Origin of the sequence: Pseudomonas germanica (assembly GCF_019614655.1) — a bacterium.
In the GTDB taxonomy this organism is placed as follows: Bacteria; Pseudomonadota; Gammaproteobacteria; order Pseudomonadales; family Pseudomonadaceae; genus Aquipseudomonas; species Aquipseudomonas neuropathica.
The window spans coordinates 2,533,178-2,550,996 of record NZ_CP071586.1 but is presented as its reverse complement, the minus strand read 5'-3'; the positions used below and the strand labels follow the sequence as shown (position 1 = coordinate 2,550,996).

The following is a 17,819-nucleotide window of genomic DNA, read 5'->3' as shown; positions in this document are numbered from 1 at the left end:
ACTACCTGATGAGCTTGGGACGTAGATAGTCTTCGACGTTGGAGAGAGCGGCGTCCATCTCCTTCTTGAAATCATCATCTCCTTCGAGCGGTGATTCATACAAAACGTCCCTACGCTCGCTGAGAATTTTTTGATATGAACGAACCCGGCCTTCAACTTCGTCGGGGTTTATCGACACTAGGTACGTGCTTACATTGATCCAAAGTTCATGCTGCAGTTTGAAAATCGGAGTGAAAAGCGACTTCAGCTCCGCATCCCAGACAGCCTCGCTCTCAAGAATGGACGTGGCAAGTCTCGCCCGGACTTCAGCGACCATCGTAAAACGACTCTGATAAGCGCGTGCGGTATTCCTGTAGCTGATTTGCGAAAAATTCAGGTTTTTAGGTTCGTCCTCAGGAACTCCTCCCTCCCCACCTAATATCACCGGGTTTCGCACATGGCTAATGCAGTCACGCAGCTTATATAGGTCTATCAGCAATCGCCGCGAAAGGTCGTGATCTGCTGTTCCTTTGTTTTGTCGGCGCCATGTCGCCAGCCCGGAAAACCCAACCCAACCGGCCAGACCAACACCAATTGCGCTCACGACTGTACCGATCACGCTGAAAACATCCTTAGTAAGCGCCCAGTCCGCATCAGTGATCGCTAAGCAAATCGACATCATCAACCTCCGAAAATTGGCCGAACTATACCGGCGAGGATCCCCTATGTCCGCACAACAGAAGAAACACCCCTTCGATTTCAAAACTCAATACGGACTCGGCTTCAGCACTCAGGACGATGAGATCGTTGTCGACTTCTTCTGCGGTGGTGGCGGTGCCGGTACCGGGCTGGAGATGGGCCTGGGTCGCGCGGTGAATGTCGCGAAGAACCACAGCCCCCAAGCGATCAGCATGCACACGGTGAATCACCCGGGCGCCGTGCACTTCACCACTGACGTGTTCGAAGGTGATCCAGACATCGAGTGTGGCGGCAAAGCCGTCGGCTGGTTCCATATGTCTCCGGACTGCACGCACCACAGTCAAGCCGCCGGCGGTCAACCGCGCAAGCGCGAGATCCGGAACCTGTCGTGGATCGGCCTCAAGTGGGCAGGCATGAAGCGCCCCCGAGTGATCAGCCTCGAGAACGTTAAGCAGATTTTGCAGTGGGGCAGACTGATCGCCAAGCGCGACAAAGCCACTGGCCGCGTTGTGAAACTCGGCGGCGACGTTGCCGCACCTGGTGAGGTTGTGCCGGTGGGCCAGCAGTTCCTGATTCCCGACCCGAAGCAGCGCGGCAAGACATGGCGCCGCTTTGTGGCCCTACTGGAGGCCATGGGCTACGTCGTTGAATGGAAGGTGATCAAGGCCTGCGACTTCGGCGCGCCAACCAGTCGGGAACGACTGTTCATGATCGCCCGTTGCGATGGCCAGCCGATTGTGTGGCCTGAGCCAACCCACGCGAAGAACCCGGCCAAAGGGCAAAAGAAGTGGCGCACCGCCGCCGAATGCATCGACTGGACCATACCGAGCAAAAGCATTTTCGACCGGGCAAAGCCGCTGGCACCCGCCACCCTGCGCCGGATCGCCAAAGGCATGAAGAAATTCGTCATCGATGCCGCTGACCCATTCATCGTGCCGATCGCGAACTGGTCGGGCGAAAGTGTTCAGTCTGCCCATGAGCCACTGCGCACGGTGACGTCCTGGCCGCGCGGCGGATCGTTCGCCATGGCCAGCCCAATCATCGCGCCAGCAACTCACCAAGGTAGCGACCGGATCAACGATCCCCACGAACCGCTGCCGACGGTCACCTGCGCGAATCGCGGCGAGCTGACGTTGATCAGCCCTACCCTGATTCAAACAGGCTACGGAGAGCGCACCGGGCAAAAGCCGCGCGTGCCCGGCCTTGATCAACCGCTGGGCACCGTGGTCGCCGGCAGCGTGAAGCATGCACTCGCAGCTGCGCACCTAGTGAAGTTCAGGTTTGCGGACGAAGGCAAGGCACTCGACGAGCCGCTGCCAACTATCACCAGCGGCGGCAACTATCAACGTCCGGCCGGCGCCGCTCATGCAATGGGCATATCGACGGTTTTCATGGCTCAAATGAATGGCGGCTTCAACACTACGGCCGCCAAGAGCATCGAGGATCCGTTGACCACGGTGACCAACACCGGCAGCCAGCAGCAGTTGGTGACGGCGAACCTGGTGCACTTGCGCGGCAACTGCGATGCGCGGGACGCCGCCGATCCGCTGCATACCATCAGCGCCGGTGGCACACACCATGGACTGATCACCGCCTTCATGGAGCGCCAGTTCGGCGCAAGCGTTGGCCAGGGTGTGGACGAACCAGCGCCGACCATCACGGCCGGCGGTGGCGGCAAGAGCTCGCTGGTCGAGTTGCAACTGTCGCCAGAGGTTGAAGCCGGTGCGTTGCGTGTCGCCGCATTCCTGATCAGCTACTACGGCACTGAGAACATGAGCGCCGCCGACGCGCCAGCGCCAACCATCACCACCAAGGATCGTCTGGGCCTGGTAACAGTCACCATCAAGGGCACGCCGTACGTGATCGTCGACATCTGCCTGCGAATGCTGCAACCGGCCGAACTGTACAAGGCTCAGGGCTTCCCCGCCGACTACATCATCAGCCACGGCGCCGACGGCAAACCGTTCACCAAGACCCAGCAAGTGCACATGTGCGGCAACAGCGTCAGCCCGCCACCGATGGCTGCGCTAGCCCGGGCGAATGACCCTTGGAAATTAAACGAACGGCGGAGGGAGGCTGCGTAACGGCCGCTAAGTAGTCACCGGGGATTCCTCAAGTAGAACATTCCCTTTTATTGGCCCAAGGATAGGGCTAACAGAAGACTTTTTGATTAACTGGTGATTCCATCTATCTGACTTTGGGGCATAGCCAGAAAAGTGAAAATCTACAGGAAAGAGAGAGCCCAATAATTTTAGTCTGGAAATGATATCGGCGTGCCTCATGCTTTGCGAGTTGGCTGAAAAGAGCGACACATAAAACGCGCTCCATATAGCTGCAGCATGATCAAATTGGATCTCTTCGGCTGGCGCGACGATAGAGTGCATACCTCTATTAGTTCCAGACAGGCAATAAGTAAATATCTCATTACCAAGTTCACAAGCGGAGAAAAAAGCTCGGCGCTCCTTTAGGTATCCCTTGCACATCTGTGCAAACTCAGGATAGGTAAGAAAATCTTTATTTGTATATATGTTCTCTATGCAAGCGTGGGAAGACATATGAAAAAAACGATACTTGGATTCCTTGAATATTTTAAGAAGGTGCGGCAGTTCACTCTTCTCCTCATAATAAAAATATTTCGGCTTCTTACCAGCCATTCTTAATATGTCAGCGAGCCTCCTTCCTTCATACCTATGATCCCGCTCGTCAGCCATTCTTAAACTTTCAACGATAAAAACATCCGCAACCGTTTTACCCACAACCCGACTCCTTCCGTGCACATCAAAATGCCATTATCCGTTCAAGGCGCCGTAATGTCATGCAAGTCATCGAAGAGCACATTTGTACTCAAATACACCCTCTCCCTTCAAAGTCAGCCGCTATAGCGGCAAGGAACCCCTATGCTCGATACAAACATTCACCACTCACTGAACACGCTCACTGCAAGCCAGATGGCCAAGCTGCTGGTGATGCATCACGGAATCGATGCTTTCGGCTACAAGTACGACAGCCTGCGCGATGCACCAAATAGCCCCGTTACGCTTGAAGATTTGGCGTCCATGTCCGGCGAGGATCTGGATCAGCTTTACGATGAGAGCTCGCACGATGACGCGGTGAACGAGGTGCGTTACACCGCAGTGGACGCCCCCGGAGTTCCGTCTTGGTGCCACTACAGTTGGGAGCGAAACTACGAGGTCGATGTGAAAGCCTTCATCCTGCCCGATGGTCGCGCTCTCGCCTTTTGTGAGATGAGCGGCGGCGGCAAGCACGGCGAGCCCGACGCCTACCCTTGGGTTGAAGAGGCCAAATTCATCAAGATCACTGACGTCGAAGAGCGGGTCGTCAAGACTTACAAGTTCGAGGAAATTCCAGAAGTCTCAGAGGTGACGCCATGATCTTCGCCCCGCTCTACATGGCCTACCTCATCTACAAGGGGCCGTGGCGATGAACATCTACCGACACACTTTCGCAGCCGTCTGCCCCGCCGACGGCGAGACGATCATCTACCGGCTTGAGTTGCGATCAACCTCGATGATTCACGTCGAACACATCAAGACCGCCACCGCGCTGATCAGGCAGGGTTGGCATGAGCAAATCGCCGACAGCCTTTCCGAAACGCTCGGCGGCGATCAGACCATCATCGCCACGCACCAGGGCGTGGAAATCGAAACGGTGAGGCTCAGCGGATGATTCATTACCACGGCACGCCTGTCGGCGGTAAGCGCGAGGATGCCGCTAAGTTCCTGGCCGGGCGGCACGCGCTGGTGCCGTTCCCACGCAAGGACGATCTCGGCATCGTCGCCGATGTTTGCAAATCGTTTGTTTTCGATAACGGCGCATTCACTGTGTGGAAGAAAGGCGGCCAGGTAGACGTCGACGGATACACGCGCTGGGTCGAAGATTGGCACCGGCACCCTGGTTTCACTTGGGCGCTTATTCCGGACGTCATTGATGGCGACGAAGACGCCAACGACGACCTTGTACGGCAGTGGCCAGAGGAACTGCGCGGCGTGCCTGTCTGGCACTTGCACGAATCGATTGAGCGGTTGCAGCGGCTGGCGAGGTGCTGGCGAACTGTCGCCCTCGGCAGTTCTGGGCAATGGGCTGCACCGGGCACAGGATCATGGTGGAAGAGGATAGCTACCGCAATGGACGCTATCTGTGACGACCAGGGTCGACCGGCGTGCCGGCTACACGGTCTGCGCATGCTTGACCCTGCGATCTTCCAGCACCTGCCCTTCGCTTCAGCCGATTCCACGAACGCCGCAGTGAACGGCGGAAGCATCAGCCGTTTCGGGATGTACGCACCGCCCACTGCTGGCCAGCGAGCCAACGTCATCGCTGATCGAATCGAAGCACACAACAGTTCTCCAATCTGGCTGCGCGAAGCCCAGGTCGAACTCGCTTTATAACCCCTCCCCCAACTCAACAGCCTGCCGGTGTACGGCGGGCGAGGAATTCTGCATGCCAAAAGTAATGCGATCGGTCGCAGACCCAGGAGCGGAACACGGCTTTCGAGTAGTGCCTGCAACATATGAGCAGGCCGAAGCGGTAACAGGGTTCCGGCTTGATCGTCGGCGCAAGTACTGGATCACCGAGGACGGCGAGGTCGAGGAAGAAGGCGTTGTGACGTTGGCGTGTAGCGGGTGCAGTTGCGGATGTGAGGGTGGCTGCAGTTGCGGCCCATCGTTCGGATGCAGCGAGTGCGGCTATACAGGCAAGCGGCGCTTTCACTTCGGTTACCCCGCCCAATCCCCCGAGCAAAGAAAAGAGTTTCGAAACCTTTAACCATCTTCTGCCGCCACGCGCGGCATGGAGCATCACAATGAGAAAAGAGCTGATCAAGATCAGTGAGTTCCAGCGCCGGCGCTGGGGCGAGAACGGCACGCCTCCGTGCCCCCAGGCAATCCGCAACTACATCCGCAATGGCCAGGTACCCGGCGAGCAGATCGGGAAACTCTGGTACGTTGATTGGACGGCGTTCAGCAGGTCAGACGGCAATGACCTGGTCGCGATGGTATTGAAAGGAGCTGCATGATGGTCCCACGGCCGCGCAACAAGGCGAACAAGAGCCTTCCGCAGAACCTGTACTTCGATTCGCGGCGCTCGACCTATCGCTACCGCCGGCCTACCGACGGTAAGTGGTTCCAGTTCGGCTCGGACCGAATCAAAGCGATCGATGCGGCGAAGCAGTTGAATCTGGAGTTCATGCGCGGCGCCGACCTGATTGGCGCAGTGATGGGCAGCACTTCCGAGTCATTCGCCGGCTTCCTGGACGCATACGAACGCGACGTGCTGCCGCCGCGCGAACTGGCGAAAGGAACCTTGGGCCTATATGCCGTTCACTTCCGACGTTTCCGGAAGCAGTTCGAAGGTAAAGCGGTCGACCAGATCACGATTCGTATGATTGCGGAGATGCTGGATGCCCTCACGCCGCGCACTGCCAACCAGTGCCGCGCCCTGCTGATCGACATCTTCAACCACGCAGCGGCTAAGGGCCTGTGCCCGGACAACCCAGCGGGCAGCACCATCAACCGGATCGAGAAGAAGCAGCGCAAGCGGCATACCGTTGAAGGCCTGAAATCCATCCGAGAGAAGTCTCCGCCGTGGCTGCAGAACGCAATCGACCTGGCGCTGATCACTGCGCAGCGTCGAACCGATATCCTCAACATGCGATTCGATGGTGTTCGGGAAGGCTGTTTGTATGTGGTACAGCAAAAGACGGCCAAGGCCAGTGATGCGGCGTGGATCCGGTTCAAAGTGACCGATGAGCTCCAGGCGGTCATCAGCCGGTGCCGGGATGACATCGTCTCGCCTTACCTGATCCACCGCAGACCTGACCGCAAAAAGCAGAAACAGGCACTGACGAAGGAACACTGGACAAAGGTCGAAGAACGATATTTGACCGGAGCCTTTAAAAAGGCTCGGGAGGCGGCGGGTTGCTATAAGGGATGGAAAGAAGAGGAAATGCCGGGCTTCCATGAAGTGCGGGCGCTGTCGTTGCACCTGTATCAGAAAGCCGGAAAGGACGGGCAGAAAATCGCCGGACATGCCAGTGAGAGCATGACCAAAAACTACCAGAAGGATCACGCCGAAATCGTCTGGTCTGAAGCAATTCCAGACCTCAATATCAGCGAATTCACCGGGTAGTTTTGCGCAAGTTTTGCGCGGGTTTTGCGCAGCCACAAAAAAGCCGATCCATCTGATCGGCTTAAGTGTCTGATTTTAATCAGGAATTATGGTCGGGACGGAGTGATTCGAACACTCGACCCCTAGCACCCCATGCTAGTGCGCTACCGGACTGCGCTACGCCCCGACTGGTTCTGCAACTGTTCTTCACCTCGAAGAACGCTCAAGAATATAGCGCAAGCGTTTGAAAACTGGAAGTATTCAAACGCTGCTTTTTATTTCTTGAGAACCACCAATACATCTTCCAATTCGGCAATCATCTGCCGAATCATCTGCTTGTATTGGGTCGTGTCGTCTTTGGCTTCATCGCCGGACAGACGCAGGCGTGCGCCGCCGATGGTGAAACCCTGATCGTAAAGGAGCGCGCGGATCTGCCGGATCATCAGCACGTCCTGGCGCTGATAATACCGGCGGTTTCCGCGGCGTTTGACGGGGTTGAGTTGAGGAAACTCCTGCTCCCAGTAGCGCAGCACGTGTGGCTTTACGGCACACAGCTCGCTGACTTCACCGATGGTGAAGTAGCGTTTGCCCGGGATGACGGGTAGTTCGTCGTTATGACTTGGTTCCAGCATAAGCCTCAACTCGGGCCTTCAACTTCTGCCCTGGACGAAAGGTGACCACACGGCGAGCCGTGATCGGGATTTCTTCCCCCGTTTTCGGGTTGCGGCCAGGCCGCTGGCGTTTGTCCCGAAGGTCGAAATTGCCGAAACCGGACAATTTGACCTGCTCGTTGTCTTCAAGAGCGTGCCTGATCTCCTCGAAAAACAGTTCGACCAATTCCTTGGCTTCCCGCTTGTTCAGGCCCAGCTCTTCATACAGACGTTCCGCCATCTCAGCTTTCGTCAAAGCCCCCATACGTCACTTCCTTAACGTGGCGTTCAACCTTTGTTCGAGCGAGGTGAGGATATTTTGCGTCGTCGAATTCACCTCATCGTCATTAAGAGTGCGCGATGGATGCTGCCAGGTCAAGCCAACTGCAAGGCTTTTTCTATCAGGATCAATGCCTTTACCCTGATACACGTCAAACAGCCTGAGATCCGTGAGCCATTCGCCTGCATTTTCACGGATTACGTCCAGTACGGCCGCGGACGCGACGTCTTTGTGCGCAATCAGTGCAAGGTCACGACGCACTTCAGGAAAGCGCGACAACTCGTGGAATTTCGGCATTTTACCGAGTGCCACTTCAGCCAGAACCAGCTCGAAAACGAAGACTGGACGATCCAGACCCAGTGCTTTCGACAATTCCGGGTGAATGGCGCCGATGAAACCGACTTCACGCCCTTCGCGCTCAATGCGCGCGGTTTGACCAGGGTGCAACGCAGGGTGTTTGCCCGGTGCGAAGGTGAACGAATCCAGTGCGCCGGCGAAGCCCAGCACCGCTTCCACGTCAGCCTTGACGTCGAAGAAATCAACCGTGTCGCGACCTTGCGCCCAACCTTCCGGCAGGCGGCTACCGCAAACCACGCCGGACAGCATCGGCTCTTGCTTCAGGCCTTCGAGCTGACCGACGAAGCGCAGACCGCTTTCGAACAGACGCACGCGATCTTGCTGACGGTTGAGGTTGTGCTGCAGCGCTTTGACCAGACCTGGCCACAACGAAGAGCGCATTGCCGCCATGTCATTGGAGATCGGATTGGCCAGCAACAACGGCTCGACGCCCGGGTTGAACAGTTCGAACTGACGCGGATCGATGAAGCTGTAAGTGATCGCTTCCTGATAACCACGCGCCACCAGCAGACGGCGCAGCTCCGGCAGATCGCTGCGCGCTTCAGCCTTGGCTTGCGGTGCCAGGCGTGCTTGCGGGTAACGAACCGGCAGACGGTTGTAGCCGTACAGGCGGGCCAGCTCTTCGATCAGATCGACTTCTAGGCTGATGTCGAAGCGATGGCTTGGCACTTCTACGCGCCACTGACCTTCACCGTCGGCAGTAATGCCAAGACCCAGACCGCCGAGCAAACGCTCGACCTGCGCGGAATCCATTTCCATACCGAGCATCTGGGTGATGCGCTGGGAACGCAGAGTGATCGGCGCGATCGACGGCAGATGCTGCTCGCTGACGGTCTCGATGATCGGGCCGGCTTCGCCGCCAGTAATGTCCAGCAGCAGGCCAGTGGCGCGCTCCATGGCTTCACGGGCCAGTTGCCAGTCAACGCCACGCTCGTAGCGGTGCGACGCATCGGTGTGCAGGCCGTAGGAACGAGCCTTGCCCGCCACAGCGATCTGGTCGAAGAACGCACTTTCCAGGAATACATCGCGAGTGGTCGCGGAGACACCACTGTGCTCACCACCCATCACACCGGCAATCGCCAGCGCGCGGGTGTGGTCGGCAATCACCAGCGTATCGCTACGCAGGCTGACTTCCTGACCGTCGAGCAGTACCAGCTTCTCGCCCTCCTCCGCCATGCGCACACGGATGCCGCCATTGATTTCGGCGAGATCGAAAGCGTGCAGTGGCTGACCCAGTTCGAGCATCACGTAGTTGGTGATGTCGACGGCAGCGTCGATGCTGCGCACGTCAGCGCGACGCAGACGCTCCACCATCCACAGCGGCGTCGGCTTGGACAGGTCAACGTTACGGATAACGCGGCCCAGGTAACGTGGGCACGCGGCAGGCGCCAGCACTTCTACCGAACGCACTTCATCGTGCACGGCAGGAATGGTCATGACCACTGGACGGGTCACTGGTGCGTCGTACAGCGCGCCAACTTCACGGGCCAGACCGGCTAGGGACAGGCAGTCGCCGCGGTTCGGGGTCAGGTCGACCTCGATGCTGGCGTCTTCCAGATCCAGGTACACACGGAAATCTTCACCCACCGGCGCATCGGCCGGCAGTTCCATCAGACCGTCATTGCCTTCACCGACCTGCAGCTCGGATTGCGAGCAGAGCATGCCGTTGGACTCAACGCCGCGCAGTTTGGCTTTCTTGATTTTGAAATCGCCCGGCAGTTCAGCACCGATCATGGCGAACGGAATCTTCAGGCCCGGACGCACGTTTGGCGCTCCGCACACGACCTGAAAGGTTTCCGCGCCATTGCTGACCTGGCACACACGCAGCTTGTCGGCATCAGGGTGTTGCTCGGTGCTCAGCACCTCGCCCACCACCACGCCGCTGAATACACCGGCGGCCGGGGTCACGCTATCGACCTCAAGACCAGCCATCGACAGACGAGCAACCAGCTCGTCGCGATTTACCTGCGGGCTAACCCAGCCACGCAGCCATTGTTCACTGAATTTCATCCTGCTCTCCTAAGAATTCGTTACGACTAGCGAAATTGCGCGAGGAACCGCAAGTCGTTGTCGAAGAACAGACGCAAGTCGTTCACGCCGTAACGGAGCATGGCCAGACGCTCGACACCCATGCCGAAAGCAAAACCGGAGAACTCTTCCGGATCAATGCCGGACATGCGCAACACGTTCGGGTGAACCATGCCGCAGCCCATCACTTCCAGCCAGCCGGTCTGCTTGCAGACACGGCAGCCTTTACCGCTGCACATCACGCATTCCATGTCGACTTCAGCGGATGGCTCGGTGAACGGGAAGTACGAAGGACGGAAACGTACGGCCAGCTCTTTTTCGAAGAACACCCGCAGGAATTCTTCGATGGTGCCTTTGAGATCGGCAAAATTGATGTCGCGATCAACCAGCAGGCCTTCGACCTGGTGGAACATCGGCGAGTGGGTGATATCGGAGTCGCTGCGATACACGCGGCCTGGGCAGACGATGCGGATCGGCGGCTGCTTCGATTCCATGGTGCGGACCTGTACCGGCGAGGTATGGGTGCGCAGCAGCATGTTGGCGTTGAAATAGAAGGTGTCATGCATCGACCGGGCCGGGTGATGGCCTGGGATGTTGAGCGCTTCAAAGTTGTGATAGTCGTCTTCGACCTCAGGGCCTTCGGCAATGCCGTAGCCGATGCGGGTGAAGAACTGCTCGACACGTTCCAGAGTCCGGGTCACCGGATGCAGACCACCGGAGGTCTGACCACGGCCCGGCAATGTCACGTCAATGGATTCGGCAGACAGTTTGGCAGCCAGTTCGGCTTCTTCAAACAGAGCCATGCGCGCATTGAGAACGCCTGTAACACGTTCCTTGGCAACGTTGATCAGGGCGCCGACTTGCGGACGCTCTTCTGCCGGCAAATTCCCCAGGGTCTTCATCACCTGAGTCAATTCGCCCTTTTTGCCAAGGTATTGAACCCGGATTTGCTCCAGGGCATTGATATCTTCAGCGCTTTGCACAGCCTCTAGTGCTTGAGAGACCAGCGCATCCAGGTTTTCCATGTACAGACTCCAGATACAAAATAGGGGAAGAGCTTGAAGGCTCTTCCCCTATTTAAGACGTTTACCACCTGACCCCACGGAAGTGAGGCCGGGTGATTGTCGGGGGTACTTAAGCCAAGGTGGCTTTAGCTTTCTCGACAATCGCAGCAAACACCGCTTTTTCGTTCACTGCCAGATCAGCCAGAACCTTACGGTCGATCTCGATGGACGCCTTTTTCAGGCCAGCGATGAAACGGCTGTAGGACAGACCGTTAACACGAGCACCAGCGTTGATACGAGCGATCCACAGAGCGCGGAACTGACGTTTTTTCTGACGACGGTCACGGTAGGCGTATTGGCCTGCCTTGATTACCGCTTGCTTGGCAACACGGAATACGCGGGAGCGTGCGCCGTAGTAGCCTTTAGCAAGTTTCAGAATTTTTTTGTGACGCTTACGGGCAATGACGCCACGCTTTACACGAGCCATGAGTTACTTCCTCTATTCTTGACTAAAATTAACGAAGGCGCAGCATGCGCTCGACTTTTGCCACGTCAGACGGATGCAGCAAGCTGCTACCGCGCAGTTGACGCTTACGCTTGGTCGACATTTTAGTCAGGATGTGGCTCTTGAAAGCGTGCTTGTGCTTGATACCGTTAGCAGTTTTCAGAAACCGCTTAGCAGCACCACTTTTGGTTTTCATTTTTGGCATGTTCGGATACTCCGCATTCAGTTGATAAACATAATCAGAAGGCCTGCCGTGCCCTGTTGATTACTTCTTCTTTTTCGGGGCGATGACCATGATCAGCTGGCGTCCTTCCATCTTAGGATGCTGTTCGACCGAACCGTACTCGAGCAGGTCAGCTTCAACCCGCTTGAGGAGTTCCATCCCCAGCTCCTGGTGGGCCATCTCACGGCCGCGGAATCGCAAGGATACCTTGGCCCTGTCCCCATCACTCAGGAAACGTACCAGGTTGCGCAGTTTTACCTGGTAATCCCCTTCCTCCGTCCCTGGACGAAACTTGATTTCTTTAACCTGAATCTGCTTCTGGTTTTTCTTGGCTGCGGCAACCTGTTTCTTCTTCTCGAAGATCGATTTGCCGTAGTCCATCAGTTTGCAAACAGGGGGTACTGCATCGGCGGAAATTTCCACCAAATCCAGTTTGGCCTCTTCAGCCTTAAGAAGCGCGTCTTCAATTGACACAATCCCAAGCTGTTCACCTTCAGCCCCAATTAACCGAACCTCGCGTGCCGAGATATTCTCGTTGATCGGGGCTTTCGGTGCAGCTCGTTTATCTTGTCTCATTTCACGCTTAATAATAATTACTCCGAATCTGGGCGACCACGCCGGGAAACCGCTTGCGCGAGAAACTCAGCGAACTGGGCGACGGGCATCGAGCCCAGGTCAGCACCTTCACGAGTACGCACAGCGACAGTCTGCATCTCGACTTCCTTATCTCCGATTACCAAGAGATAGGGAACCTTGAGCAAAGTATGCTCGCGGATTTTAAAGCCGATCTTTTCATTTCTCAAGTCGGACTTGGCACGAAATCCGCTTTCGTTGAGAGTTTTTTCAACTTCTGCAACAAAATCTGCCTGTTTATCAGTGATATTCATGATCACCGCCTGCGTTGGCGCGAGCCAGGCAGGGAACGCACCTTCGTAGTGCTCGATCAGAATCCCGACGAAACGCTCGAAGGAACCGAGGATCGCACGGTGCAACATCACTGGGTGTTTGCGGCTGTTGTCTTCAGAGACGTATTCAGCGCCCAAACGGACAGGCAGGTTAAAATCGAGCTGCAGAGTACCACATTGCCAGACCCGACCAAGGCAGTCTTTCAGCGAGAACTCGATCTTCGGACCGTAGAACGCGCCCTCACCCGGCTGCAGATCGTACGGCAGGCCCGCAGAATCAAGGGCTGCAGCCAATGCAGCTTCAGCGCGATCCCACAACTCGTCGGAACCGACACGTTTTTCCGGACGAGTGGACAGCTTCATCTCGACATCGGTAAAGCCGAAGTCACGATAAACGTCCATGGTCAGCTTGATAAACGCGGCGGACTCAGCCTGCATCTGCTCTTCGGTGCAGAAGATGTGGGCGTCGTCCTGAGTGAACGCACGTACGCGCATGATGCCGTGCAGAGCACCCGATGGCTCGTTACGGTGGCAGGCACCGAACTCGGCCAGACGCATCGGCAGCTCGCGGTAGCTCTTCAGGCCCTGATTGAACACCTGCACGTGGCACGGGCAGTTCATCGGCTTGATCGCGTAGTCGCGGTTTTCCGACTGCGTGGTGAACATGTTGTCGGCGTAGTTGGCCCAGTGCCCGGATTTCTCCCACAGGCTGCGGTCAACGACTTGAGGGGTCTTGATCTCAAGGTAGCCGTTGTCGCGCTGGATCTTGCGCATGTACTGCTCGAGCACCTGGTACAGAGTCCAGCCGTTCGGGTGCCAGAACACCATGCCCGGGGATTCTTCCTGGGTGTGGAACAGGCCCAGACGCTTGCCGATCTTGCGGTGATCGCGCTTTTCAGCTTCTTCGATGCGCTGAATGTAAGCCGCCAGTTGCTTCTTGTCTGCCCAAGCGGTGCCGTAAACGCGCTGCAACTGCTCGTTCTTGGCGTCGCCGCGCCAGTAGGCACCGGACAGCTTGGTCAGCTTGAAGGATTTCAGGAAACGCGTGTTCGGCACGTGCGGACCGCGGCACATGTCGACGTATTCTTCGTGATAGTACAGACCCATGGCCTGTTCGTTCGGCATGTCCTCGACCAGGCGCAACTTGTAGTCTTCGCCACGAGCCTTGAACACTTCGATCACTTCGGCGCGCGGAGTGACTTTCTTGATCACGTCGTAATCTTTTTCGATCAGCTGCTGCATGCGCTGTTCGATAGCGGCCATGTCGTCCGGAGTGAAAGGACGTTCGAAAGCGATGTCGTAATAGAAGCCTTCGTCGATGACCGGCCCGATGACCATTTTCGCAGTCGGGTACAACTGTTTGACCGCATGACCCACCAGGTGCGCGCAAGAGTGGCGAATGATCTCCAGCCCCTCTTCATCCTTTGGCGTGATGATTTGCAGGGTCGCGTCGCTGCTGATGATGTCGCTGGCGTCGACCAGTTGGCCATTGACCTTGCCGGCCAGTGTGGCTTTGGCCAGACCGGCACCAATGGATGCGGCGACCTCGGCTACGGAAACCGGGTGATCGAATGAACGTTGACTGCCGTCGGGAAGAGTAATAGTTGGCATGGCGCCTCCTCTCCTAGTGGTGACCCCTACCAAAGGTCACGTGGGTTGGGATGAGCCAGTACAAGATCCGATCCAGGCCATTCAATGACGAACGCCTGCCTTACAGCGGCAGGAGCCTTGCGGCCAACCGGAAAACCGAACCAGAGTGACTGGGATTCAAATCGAAAATATTCGCACGTTGACCGCTGCCGGGACTGAAGGTCATCTGGCGCCTGAGAACGTTTGAGCTCGGCATGCTAGCACAGATGAGCGGTCACTTATGCCTCTGTTTGATCAGAAGGCAAATCGTCTGTTTTTATGCCAGAGTGCTGAACTTGATAGACCTTTCAGCCCTCAGATAACAAGACATTGACCCACAAGGAGCATCCTCGCATGCGTCTGAATACCCTGTTCGCCGTAGTCGCCCCTATCGTTATGTTGCTGCCGCTGAGCGCCCACGCCGACTGGCCGAAGGGCGAGCGCGAGAAGTACATGGCGCAATGCACCCAGGCGGCGACCCAACAAATCGGTGCTGCGGCTGCCAAATCCCATTGTGCTTGCGGCGCTGACGCCATCAAGTCTTATCCAGCGAGCGACATTCAGGCGCTGATGGACAACAAAGCCACTCCTGAATTGCAGCAGAAAGCACTGGGCCAAATCGCCAAATGCAAGGCAAATACTCCGGCGAAAAAGTGATCAAAAAAGTCTTCTGAGTTGGCTCAGCGCCGCTAAAAAGGGCTGAATTTGAGCCTTTTCAGATGATTTATGCAGGTTTTACAGGTTTTTTTATCGTCTTTACGTTCCGCCAAAAGCCTTGTAAACCGGGGCTTTCAGCCGATAAAGACAGTAAAGAAAACACGACTGATTGGCAAACAGCACGTCCGGGGGGCTACCAAAGCGAACATTTCGACTATGATACCCGGGTGTGCCCAGTTGGCCTGAGCAGCACAGTACTGAAAAATATATGTTTCTTGGAGATACACCATGTCTAATCGCCAAACCGGCACCGTTAAGTGGTTCAACGATGAAAAAGGCTTCGGCTTCATCACTCCTCAAGGTGGCGGTGACGACCTGTTCGTACACTTCAAAGCTATCGAATCCGACGGTTTCAAAAGCCTGAAAGAAGGCCAGACCGTCTCTTTCGTGGCTGAGAAAGGCCAAAAGGGTATGCAAGCTGCACAGGTTCGCCCAGAGTAATTTCTGCGTGCACTAAAAAAACCCCGTCCATGTGACGGGGTTTTTTATGCCTGCAATAAAAGCCTTCGCTAATCAGCCGCAGTTGACACGAGTGATCACCAGGTTGTTGTCGGTGTTCAGATTCAAGCGATCGGAGCGGTACTCGAGCGTGATCATGTCGTTCGGCTTGAGGAAGCGAGCATTTTGCGCCCCAGCTTTGTTGCGCGCCTGCTCCAGCAACTCTGGCGAAGCTTTCTTGCCAATGGCGAACTCCGCCGCCGATGCTTCACAGCGGCTATGACCGGCTTCGGTCGCCACAGATTCCTTTGCCGACTCGCTGGAGGTCGTGCTGCAACCGGCCAACATCACAGCGGCCATAAGTGCACCCAGTGTCGCGAACTTCAAAGGCATGAAGCCTCCTTGTTTTCAAAATGGTTAAGCTGAGATCGTGCGACCGCCATTCAAGCGATTGGTTTCACAGCCAAGGCCATCACCCTGCCCCACGACCGGAAAAGCGCCGAGTGTGCCTGAGCGGCACGTACCACTTCATCAATCAATCGTGACTGAATATTAACGGTGCTCAATAGACATCGATGTAGTCATACGGCGGATTCGGCCAGTTCTCCTTCAACGCGTTGAAAATCTGCATCACCCACACCTCATCACTGGCCGCGACGTTACCCACGTACCCTGAACCCTTGGCCCAGGTTTCCAGGCGAAACAGCAAACCGTCGATATCCTGCCCACCGGTGATACCCGAAGAAATGTAAGCGATACCGCCCTTGGTCACGCGCAGCTGCGTGTGTTCGTCATCACTGGCCGAGGCGAGCAACTGGCGCACCGCGTCGAGCGTGAGGCCGTCAGGGGTGTTCAAATCGATCTGCACAGCACAATCCTTGGAAGCCTTAAAAGACCAAGTGTCGCATAGCGCTCCGCTCATGCCTAAGTCGCAGTGCCAAATGCCCGACAAAATGGTTAACTCAAATACAAGATCTTCCGACTATTCGAGCGCTCTCATGACCACCATCAGCATCGACGCCGCCATTAATGCCAAATGGGCAGACGGACACAGCTCTTACAGCCCGGGAACCACCGAGGAGCTTGCGCTGATTGGTATCGATCTATTGGTCAAGGAGCTGGGCACGGAGGCGGCTCAGCAATTCATCAAGCAGATTTTCGAGCGCTACCCGACCGAACAGGTTGAACACACTGAGAGGGTGTAAAAACCCGCAGGCTGGCACCTGCGGGGGAGCGGCTTACTTCAGACGTTTCAGACGCTCGGTCAGCAAGTCAAAGAAGCCTTGCGCGTCGCCATTTTCCACCCAGAAGGCGTTTTTCGGCGCCTTCAGGCCGTCGTACCAATCGACGATGGTCTGACCGAAAGTCGGCCCTTCACGACTATCCACCACGACATTCACCGAGCGACCGGTGAACAGTTCCGGCTTGAGCAGGTAGGCCACAACCGTAGCGTCATGCACCGGGCCACCCGGAATACCGTAGTGCTCCATGTCGCCTTTGATGTACTCATTGAGGATGTCGCCGACAATCTTGCTCGCGTTGTTGTTCAGCGCAGCGATCTGCTTCAGTCGCGCGTCACTGGTGAGAATCTTGTGGGTCACGTCCAGTGGCAGGTAGGTCAGTTTCACGCCGCTTTTCAGGACCACTTCGGCCGCTTGCGGGTCAGCAAACAGGTTGAATTCAGCCACCGGGGTGATGTTGCCGCCGTTGAAGTGCGCACCACCCATGATCACCACTTCCTTGATGCCCTGAACAATTTCAGGCTCCTGGATCAGCGCCAATGCCAGGTTTGTCTGCGGACCAAGCATGGCGATCGTGATGCTGTGCGGCTTGGCTTTTTTCAGGGTATCGATCAGGTAGTTGACAGCATTGCCCTCAGCCAGCCCCTTTTTCGGTTCGTGCACGGTGACACCCGACAGGCCTTCCTTGCCATGGATGTTCTCGGCATAGATAGGCGTGCGCATCAGCGGCTTTGGCGCACCCGCATAAACCGGTACGTCTTCGCGCCCTGCCCACTCGCGAGCCAGGCGCGCGTTACGCGATGTCTTGTCGAGGCGCACATTGCCGGCGACGGTGGTCAGCGCGCGAATGTTCAGTTCTTCCGGCGAGGCCAGCGCGAACAACAGGGCGACCACGTCGTCGGCCCCTGGATCGGTATCGATGATCAGGTCGATTTTTTCCGCCGCCTGAGCGCCGGTCGCAGTGATTACGGACAAAAGCAGTAAACCCCGGATGAATTGATGCAGTTTCTGAGCATAGCGTTGCATGGCGCATTCCTT

At 56.6% G+C, this 17,819-nt stretch carries 22 protein-coding genes and 1 tRNA gene; 9 read left to right on the top strand and 14 right to left on the bottom strand.

The genetic code is table 11. From position 1 onward, the window contains the following. Window position 1 precedes the first annotated feature (1 nt). Window positions 2-658, bottom strand: coding sequence for a hypothetical protein (locus J0G10_RS11250; protein WP_220558435.1), 657 nt, complete (start codon window positions 656-658; stop codon window positions 2-4). 46 nt (window positions 659-704) lie between these two features. Between J0G10_RS11250 and J0G10_RS11245 the strand changes: the two genes are divergently transcribed. Beyond that, window positions 705-2,762: a DNA cytosine methyltransferase gene (locus J0G10_RS11245; RefSeq protein ID WP_220558434.1), complete on the top strand. Its 2,058-nt coding sequence runs from the start codon at window positions 705-707 to the stop codon at window positions 2,760-2,762. 6 nt (window positions 2,763-2,768) lie between these two features. Here the strand turns inward: J0G10_RS11245 and J0G10_RS11240 are convergent, their stop codons facing one another. Beyond that, window positions 2,769-3,434 (bottom strand): hypothetical protein, encoded by a 666-nt coding sequence (locus J0G10_RS11240; protein ID WP_220558433.1) that lies wholly within the window; start codon window positions 3,432-3,434, stop codon window positions 2,769-2,771. A 141-nt stretch (window positions 3,435-3,575) separates the two neighbouring features. Between J0G10_RS11240 and J0G10_RS11235 the strand changes: the two genes are divergently transcribed. The 5 genes from J0G10_RS11235 (at window position 3,576) to J0G10_RS11215 (ending at window position 6,825) form a co-directional block, all read left to right on the top strand. Then, window positions 3,576-4,070, top strand: a complete 495-nt coding sequence (locus J0G10_RS11235; protein ID WP_220558432.1) for a hypothetical protein — start codon at window positions 3,576-3,578, stop codon at window positions 4,068-4,070. Window positions 4,071-4,119: 49 nt separating this feature from the next. After that, window positions 4,120-4,365, top strand: coding sequence for a hypothetical protein (locus J0G10_RS11230; protein ID WP_220558431.1), 246 nt, complete (start codon window positions 4,120-4,122; stop codon window positions 4,363-4,365). Beyond that, window positions 4,362-5,087 (top strand): hypothetical protein, encoded by a 726-nt coding sequence (locus J0G10_RS11225; RefSeq protein ID WP_220558430.1) that lies wholly within the window; start codon window positions 4,362-4,364, stop codon window positions 5,085-5,087. The genes J0G10_RS11230 and J0G10_RS11225 overlap by 4 nt, the downstream gene beginning before the upstream one ends. A gap of 413 nt (window positions 5,088-5,500) precedes the next feature. Beyond that, on the top strand, window positions 5,501-5,713 hold the full coding sequence (locus J0G10_RS11220; protein ID WP_072392567.1) for a hypothetical protein: 213 nt from the start codon (window positions 5,501-5,503) through the stop codon (window positions 5,711-5,713). Next, window positions 5,713-6,825: a tyrosine-type recombinase/integrase gene (locus J0G10_RS11215; protein WP_095047631.1), complete on the top strand. Its 1,113-nt coding sequence runs from the start codon at window positions 5,713-5,715 to the stop codon at window positions 6,823-6,825. The genes J0G10_RS11220 and J0G10_RS11215 overlap by 1 nt, the downstream gene beginning before the upstream one ends. Before the next feature lie 89 nt (window positions 6,826-6,914). Here the strand turns inward: J0G10_RS11215 and J0G10_RS11210 are convergent. From J0G10_RS11210 to thrS, 9 genes are all read right to left on the bottom strand, one after another. After that, window positions 6,915-6,991: transfer RNA gene (locus tag J0G10_RS11210), tRNA-Pro, on the bottom strand. 88 nt (window positions 6,992-7,079) lie between these two features. Beyond that, window positions 7,080-7,436 carry a MerR family transcriptional regulator gene (locus J0G10_RS11205; protein WP_003179985.1) on the bottom strand — a complete coding sequence of 119 codons (357 nt, stop codon included), beginning with the start codon at window positions 7,434-7,436 and terminating at the stop codon, window positions 7,080-7,082. Further along, the gene (ihfA, locus tag J0G10_RS11200; protein ID WP_002553164.1) at window positions 7,417-7,719 is read right to left on the bottom strand and encodes an integration host factor subunit alpha; all 303 of its coding nucleotides are present in this window, start codon (window positions 7,717-7,719) and stop codon (window positions 7,417-7,419) included. Before ihfA ends, J0G10_RS11205 begins: the two co-directional genes overlap by 20 nt. Before the next feature lie 3 nt (window positions 7,720-7,722). Further along, window positions 7,723-10,101 carry a phenylalanine--tRNA ligase subunit beta gene (gene pheT, locus J0G10_RS11195; RefSeq protein ID WP_220558429.1) on the bottom strand — a complete coding sequence of 793 codons (2,379 nt, stop codon included), beginning with the start codon at window positions 10,099-10,101 and terminating at the stop codon, window positions 7,723-7,725. 26 nt (window positions 10,102-10,127) lie between these two features. Further along, window positions 10,128-11,144: a phenylalanine--tRNA ligase subunit alpha gene (gene pheS / locus J0G10_RS11190; protein WP_003226365.1), complete on the bottom strand. Its 1,017-nt coding sequence runs from the start codon at window positions 11,142-11,144 to the stop codon at window positions 10,128-10,130. 109 nt (window positions 11,145-11,253) lie between these two features. After that, complete coding sequence (rplT, locus tag J0G10_RS11185; RefSeq protein WP_007913489.1) at window positions 11,254-11,610, bottom strand: 50S ribosomal protein L20; 357 nt, start codon at window positions 11,608-11,610, stop codon at window positions 11,254-11,256. 28 nt (window positions 11,611-11,638) lie between these two features. Beyond that, complete coding sequence (rpmI, locus tag J0G10_RS11180) at window positions 11,639-11,833, bottom strand: 50S ribosomal protein L35 (protein ID WP_002553160.1); 195 nt, start codon at window positions 11,831-11,833, stop codon at window positions 11,639-11,641. A gap of 60 nt (window positions 11,834-11,893) precedes the next feature. Next, on the bottom strand, window positions 11,894-12,445 hold the full coding sequence (gene infC, locus J0G10_RS11175) for a translation initiation factor IF-3 (protein ID WP_170947229.1): 552 nt from the start codon (window positions 12,443-12,445) through the stop codon (window positions 11,894-11,896). Continuing rightward, entirely contained in the window at window positions 12,445-14,367 is a 1,923-nt protein-coding gene (thrS, locus tag J0G10_RS11170; protein ID WP_007913488.1) for a threonine--tRNA ligase, read from the bottom strand. Before thrS ends, infC begins: the two co-directional genes overlap by 1 nt. 372 nt (window positions 14,368-14,739) lie before the next feature. Here thrS and J0G10_RS11165 point away from each other — a divergent pair, with 372 nt between their 5' ends. Both J0G10_RS11165 and J0G10_RS11160 read left to right on the top strand, forming a co-directional pair. Continuing rightward, entirely contained in the window at window positions 14,740-15,042 is a 303-nt protein-coding gene (locus tag J0G10_RS11165) for a hypothetical protein (protein WP_095047633.1), read from the top strand. Between the two features lie 288 nt (window positions 15,043-15,330). Continuing rightward, window positions 15,331-15,543 (top strand): cold-shock protein, encoded by a 213-nt coding sequence (locus J0G10_RS11160; RefSeq protein WP_003179963.1) that lies wholly within the window; start codon window positions 15,331-15,333, stop codon window positions 15,541-15,543. 72 nt (window positions 15,544-15,615) lie between these two features. Here J0G10_RS11160 and J0G10_RS11155 read toward each other — a convergent pair whose 3' ends face one another. Both J0G10_RS11155 and J0G10_RS11150 read right to left on the bottom strand, forming a co-directional pair. Further along, the gene (locus J0G10_RS11155; RefSeq protein WP_034152742.1) at window positions 15,616-15,933 is read right to left on the bottom strand and encodes an I78 family peptidase inhibitor; all 318 of its coding nucleotides are present in this window, start codon (window positions 15,931-15,933) and stop codon (window positions 15,616-15,618) included. A gap of 169 nt (window positions 15,934-16,102) precedes the next feature. After that, window positions 16,103-16,408: a hypothetical protein gene (locus J0G10_RS11150; protein ID WP_095047634.1), complete on the bottom strand. Its 306-nt coding sequence runs from the start codon at window positions 16,406-16,408 to the stop codon at window positions 16,103-16,105. Window positions 16,409-16,538: 130 nt separating this feature from the next. Between J0G10_RS11150 and J0G10_RS11145 the strand changes: the two genes are divergently transcribed. Next, window positions 16,539-16,745, top strand: coding sequence for a hypothetical protein (locus J0G10_RS11145; RefSeq protein ID WP_077571950.1), 207 nt, complete (start codon window positions 16,539-16,541; stop codon window positions 16,743-16,745). Between the two features lie 33 nt (window positions 16,746-16,778). Here J0G10_RS11145 and J0G10_RS11140 read toward each other — a convergent pair whose 3' ends face one another. Continuing rightward, window positions 16,779-17,807, bottom strand: coding sequence for a nucleoside hydrolase (locus J0G10_RS11140; protein ID WP_099758547.1), 1,029 nt, complete (start codon window positions 17,805-17,807; stop codon window positions 16,779-16,781). Between the last annotated feature and the right edge of the window lie 12 nt (window positions 17,808-17,819).

Excerpts from the sequence above, each read along its gene's own strand:
- J0G10_RS11250 (WP_220558435.1), bottom strand. The coding sequence starts at position 658 with ATGTCGATTTGCTTAGCGATCACTGATGCGGACTGGGCGCTTACTAAG.
- J0G10_RS11245 (WP_220558434.1), top strand. The coding sequence starts at position 705 with ATGTCCGCACAACAGAAGAAACACCCCTTCGATTTCAAAACTCAATAC.
- J0G10_RS11235 (WP_220558432.1), top strand. The coding sequence starts at position 3,576 with ATGCTCGATACAAACATTCACCACTCACTGAACACGCTCACTGCAAGC.
- J0G10_RS11230 (WP_220558431.1), top strand. The coding sequence starts at position 4,120 with ATGAACATCTACCGACACACTTTCGCAGCCGTCTGCCCCGCCGACGGC.
- J0G10_RS11225 (WP_220558430.1), top strand. The coding sequence starts at position 4,362 with ATGATTCATTACCACGGCACGCCTGTCGGCGGTAAGCGCGAGGATGCC.
- J0G10_RS11220 (WP_072392567.1), top strand. The coding sequence starts at position 5,501 with ATGAGAAAAGAGCTGATCAAGATCAGTGAGTTCCAGCGCCGGCGCTGG.
- J0G10_RS11215 (WP_095047631.1), top strand. The coding sequence starts at position 5,713 with ATGGTCCCACGGCCGCGCAACAAGGCGAACAAGAGCCTTCCGCAGAAC.
- J0G10_RS11205 (WP_003179985.1), bottom strand. The coding sequence starts at position 7,436 with ATGCTGGAACCAAGTCATAACGACGAACTACCCGTCATCCCGGGCAAA.
- ihfA (WP_002553164.1), bottom strand. The coding sequence starts at position 7,719 with ATGGGGGCTTTGACGAAAGCTGAGATGGCGGAACGTCTGTATGAAGAG.
- pheT (WP_220558429.1), bottom strand. The coding sequence starts at position 10,101 with ATGAAATTCAGTGAACAATGGCTGCGTGGCTGGGTTAGCCCGCAGGTA.
- pheS (WP_003226365.1), bottom strand. The coding sequence starts at position 11,144 with ATGGAAAACCTGGATGCGCTGGTCTCTCAAGCACTAGAGGCTGTGCAA.
- rplT (WP_007913489.1), bottom strand. The coding sequence starts at position 11,610 with ATGGCTCGTGTAAAGCGTGGCGTCATTGCCCGTAAGCGTCACAAAAAA.
- rpmI (WP_002553160.1), bottom strand. The coding sequence starts at position 11,833 with ATGCCAAAAATGAAAACCAAAAGTGGTGCTGCTAAGCGGTTTCTGAAA.
- thrS (WP_007913488.1), bottom strand. The coding sequence starts at position 14,367 with ATGCCAACTATTACTCTTCCCGACGGCAGTCAACGTTCATTCGATCAC.
- J0G10_RS11165 (WP_095047633.1), top strand. The coding sequence starts at position 14,740 with ATGCGTCTGAATACCCTGTTCGCCGTAGTCGCCCCTATCGTTATGTTG.
- J0G10_RS11160 (WP_003179963.1), top strand. The coding sequence starts at position 15,331 with ATGTCTAATCGCCAAACCGGCACCGTTAAGTGGTTCAACGATGAAAAA.
- J0G10_RS11155 (WP_034152742.1), bottom strand. The coding sequence starts at position 15,933 with ATGCCTTTGAAGTTCGCGACACTGGGTGCACTTATGGCCGCTGTGATG.
- J0G10_RS11145 (WP_077571950.1), top strand. The coding sequence starts at position 16,539 with ATGACCACCATCAGCATCGACGCCGCCATTAATGCCAAATGGGCAGAC.
- J0G10_RS11140 (WP_099758547.1), bottom strand. The coding sequence starts at position 17,807 with ATGCAACGCTATGCTCAGAAACTGCATCAATTCATCCGGGGTTTACTG.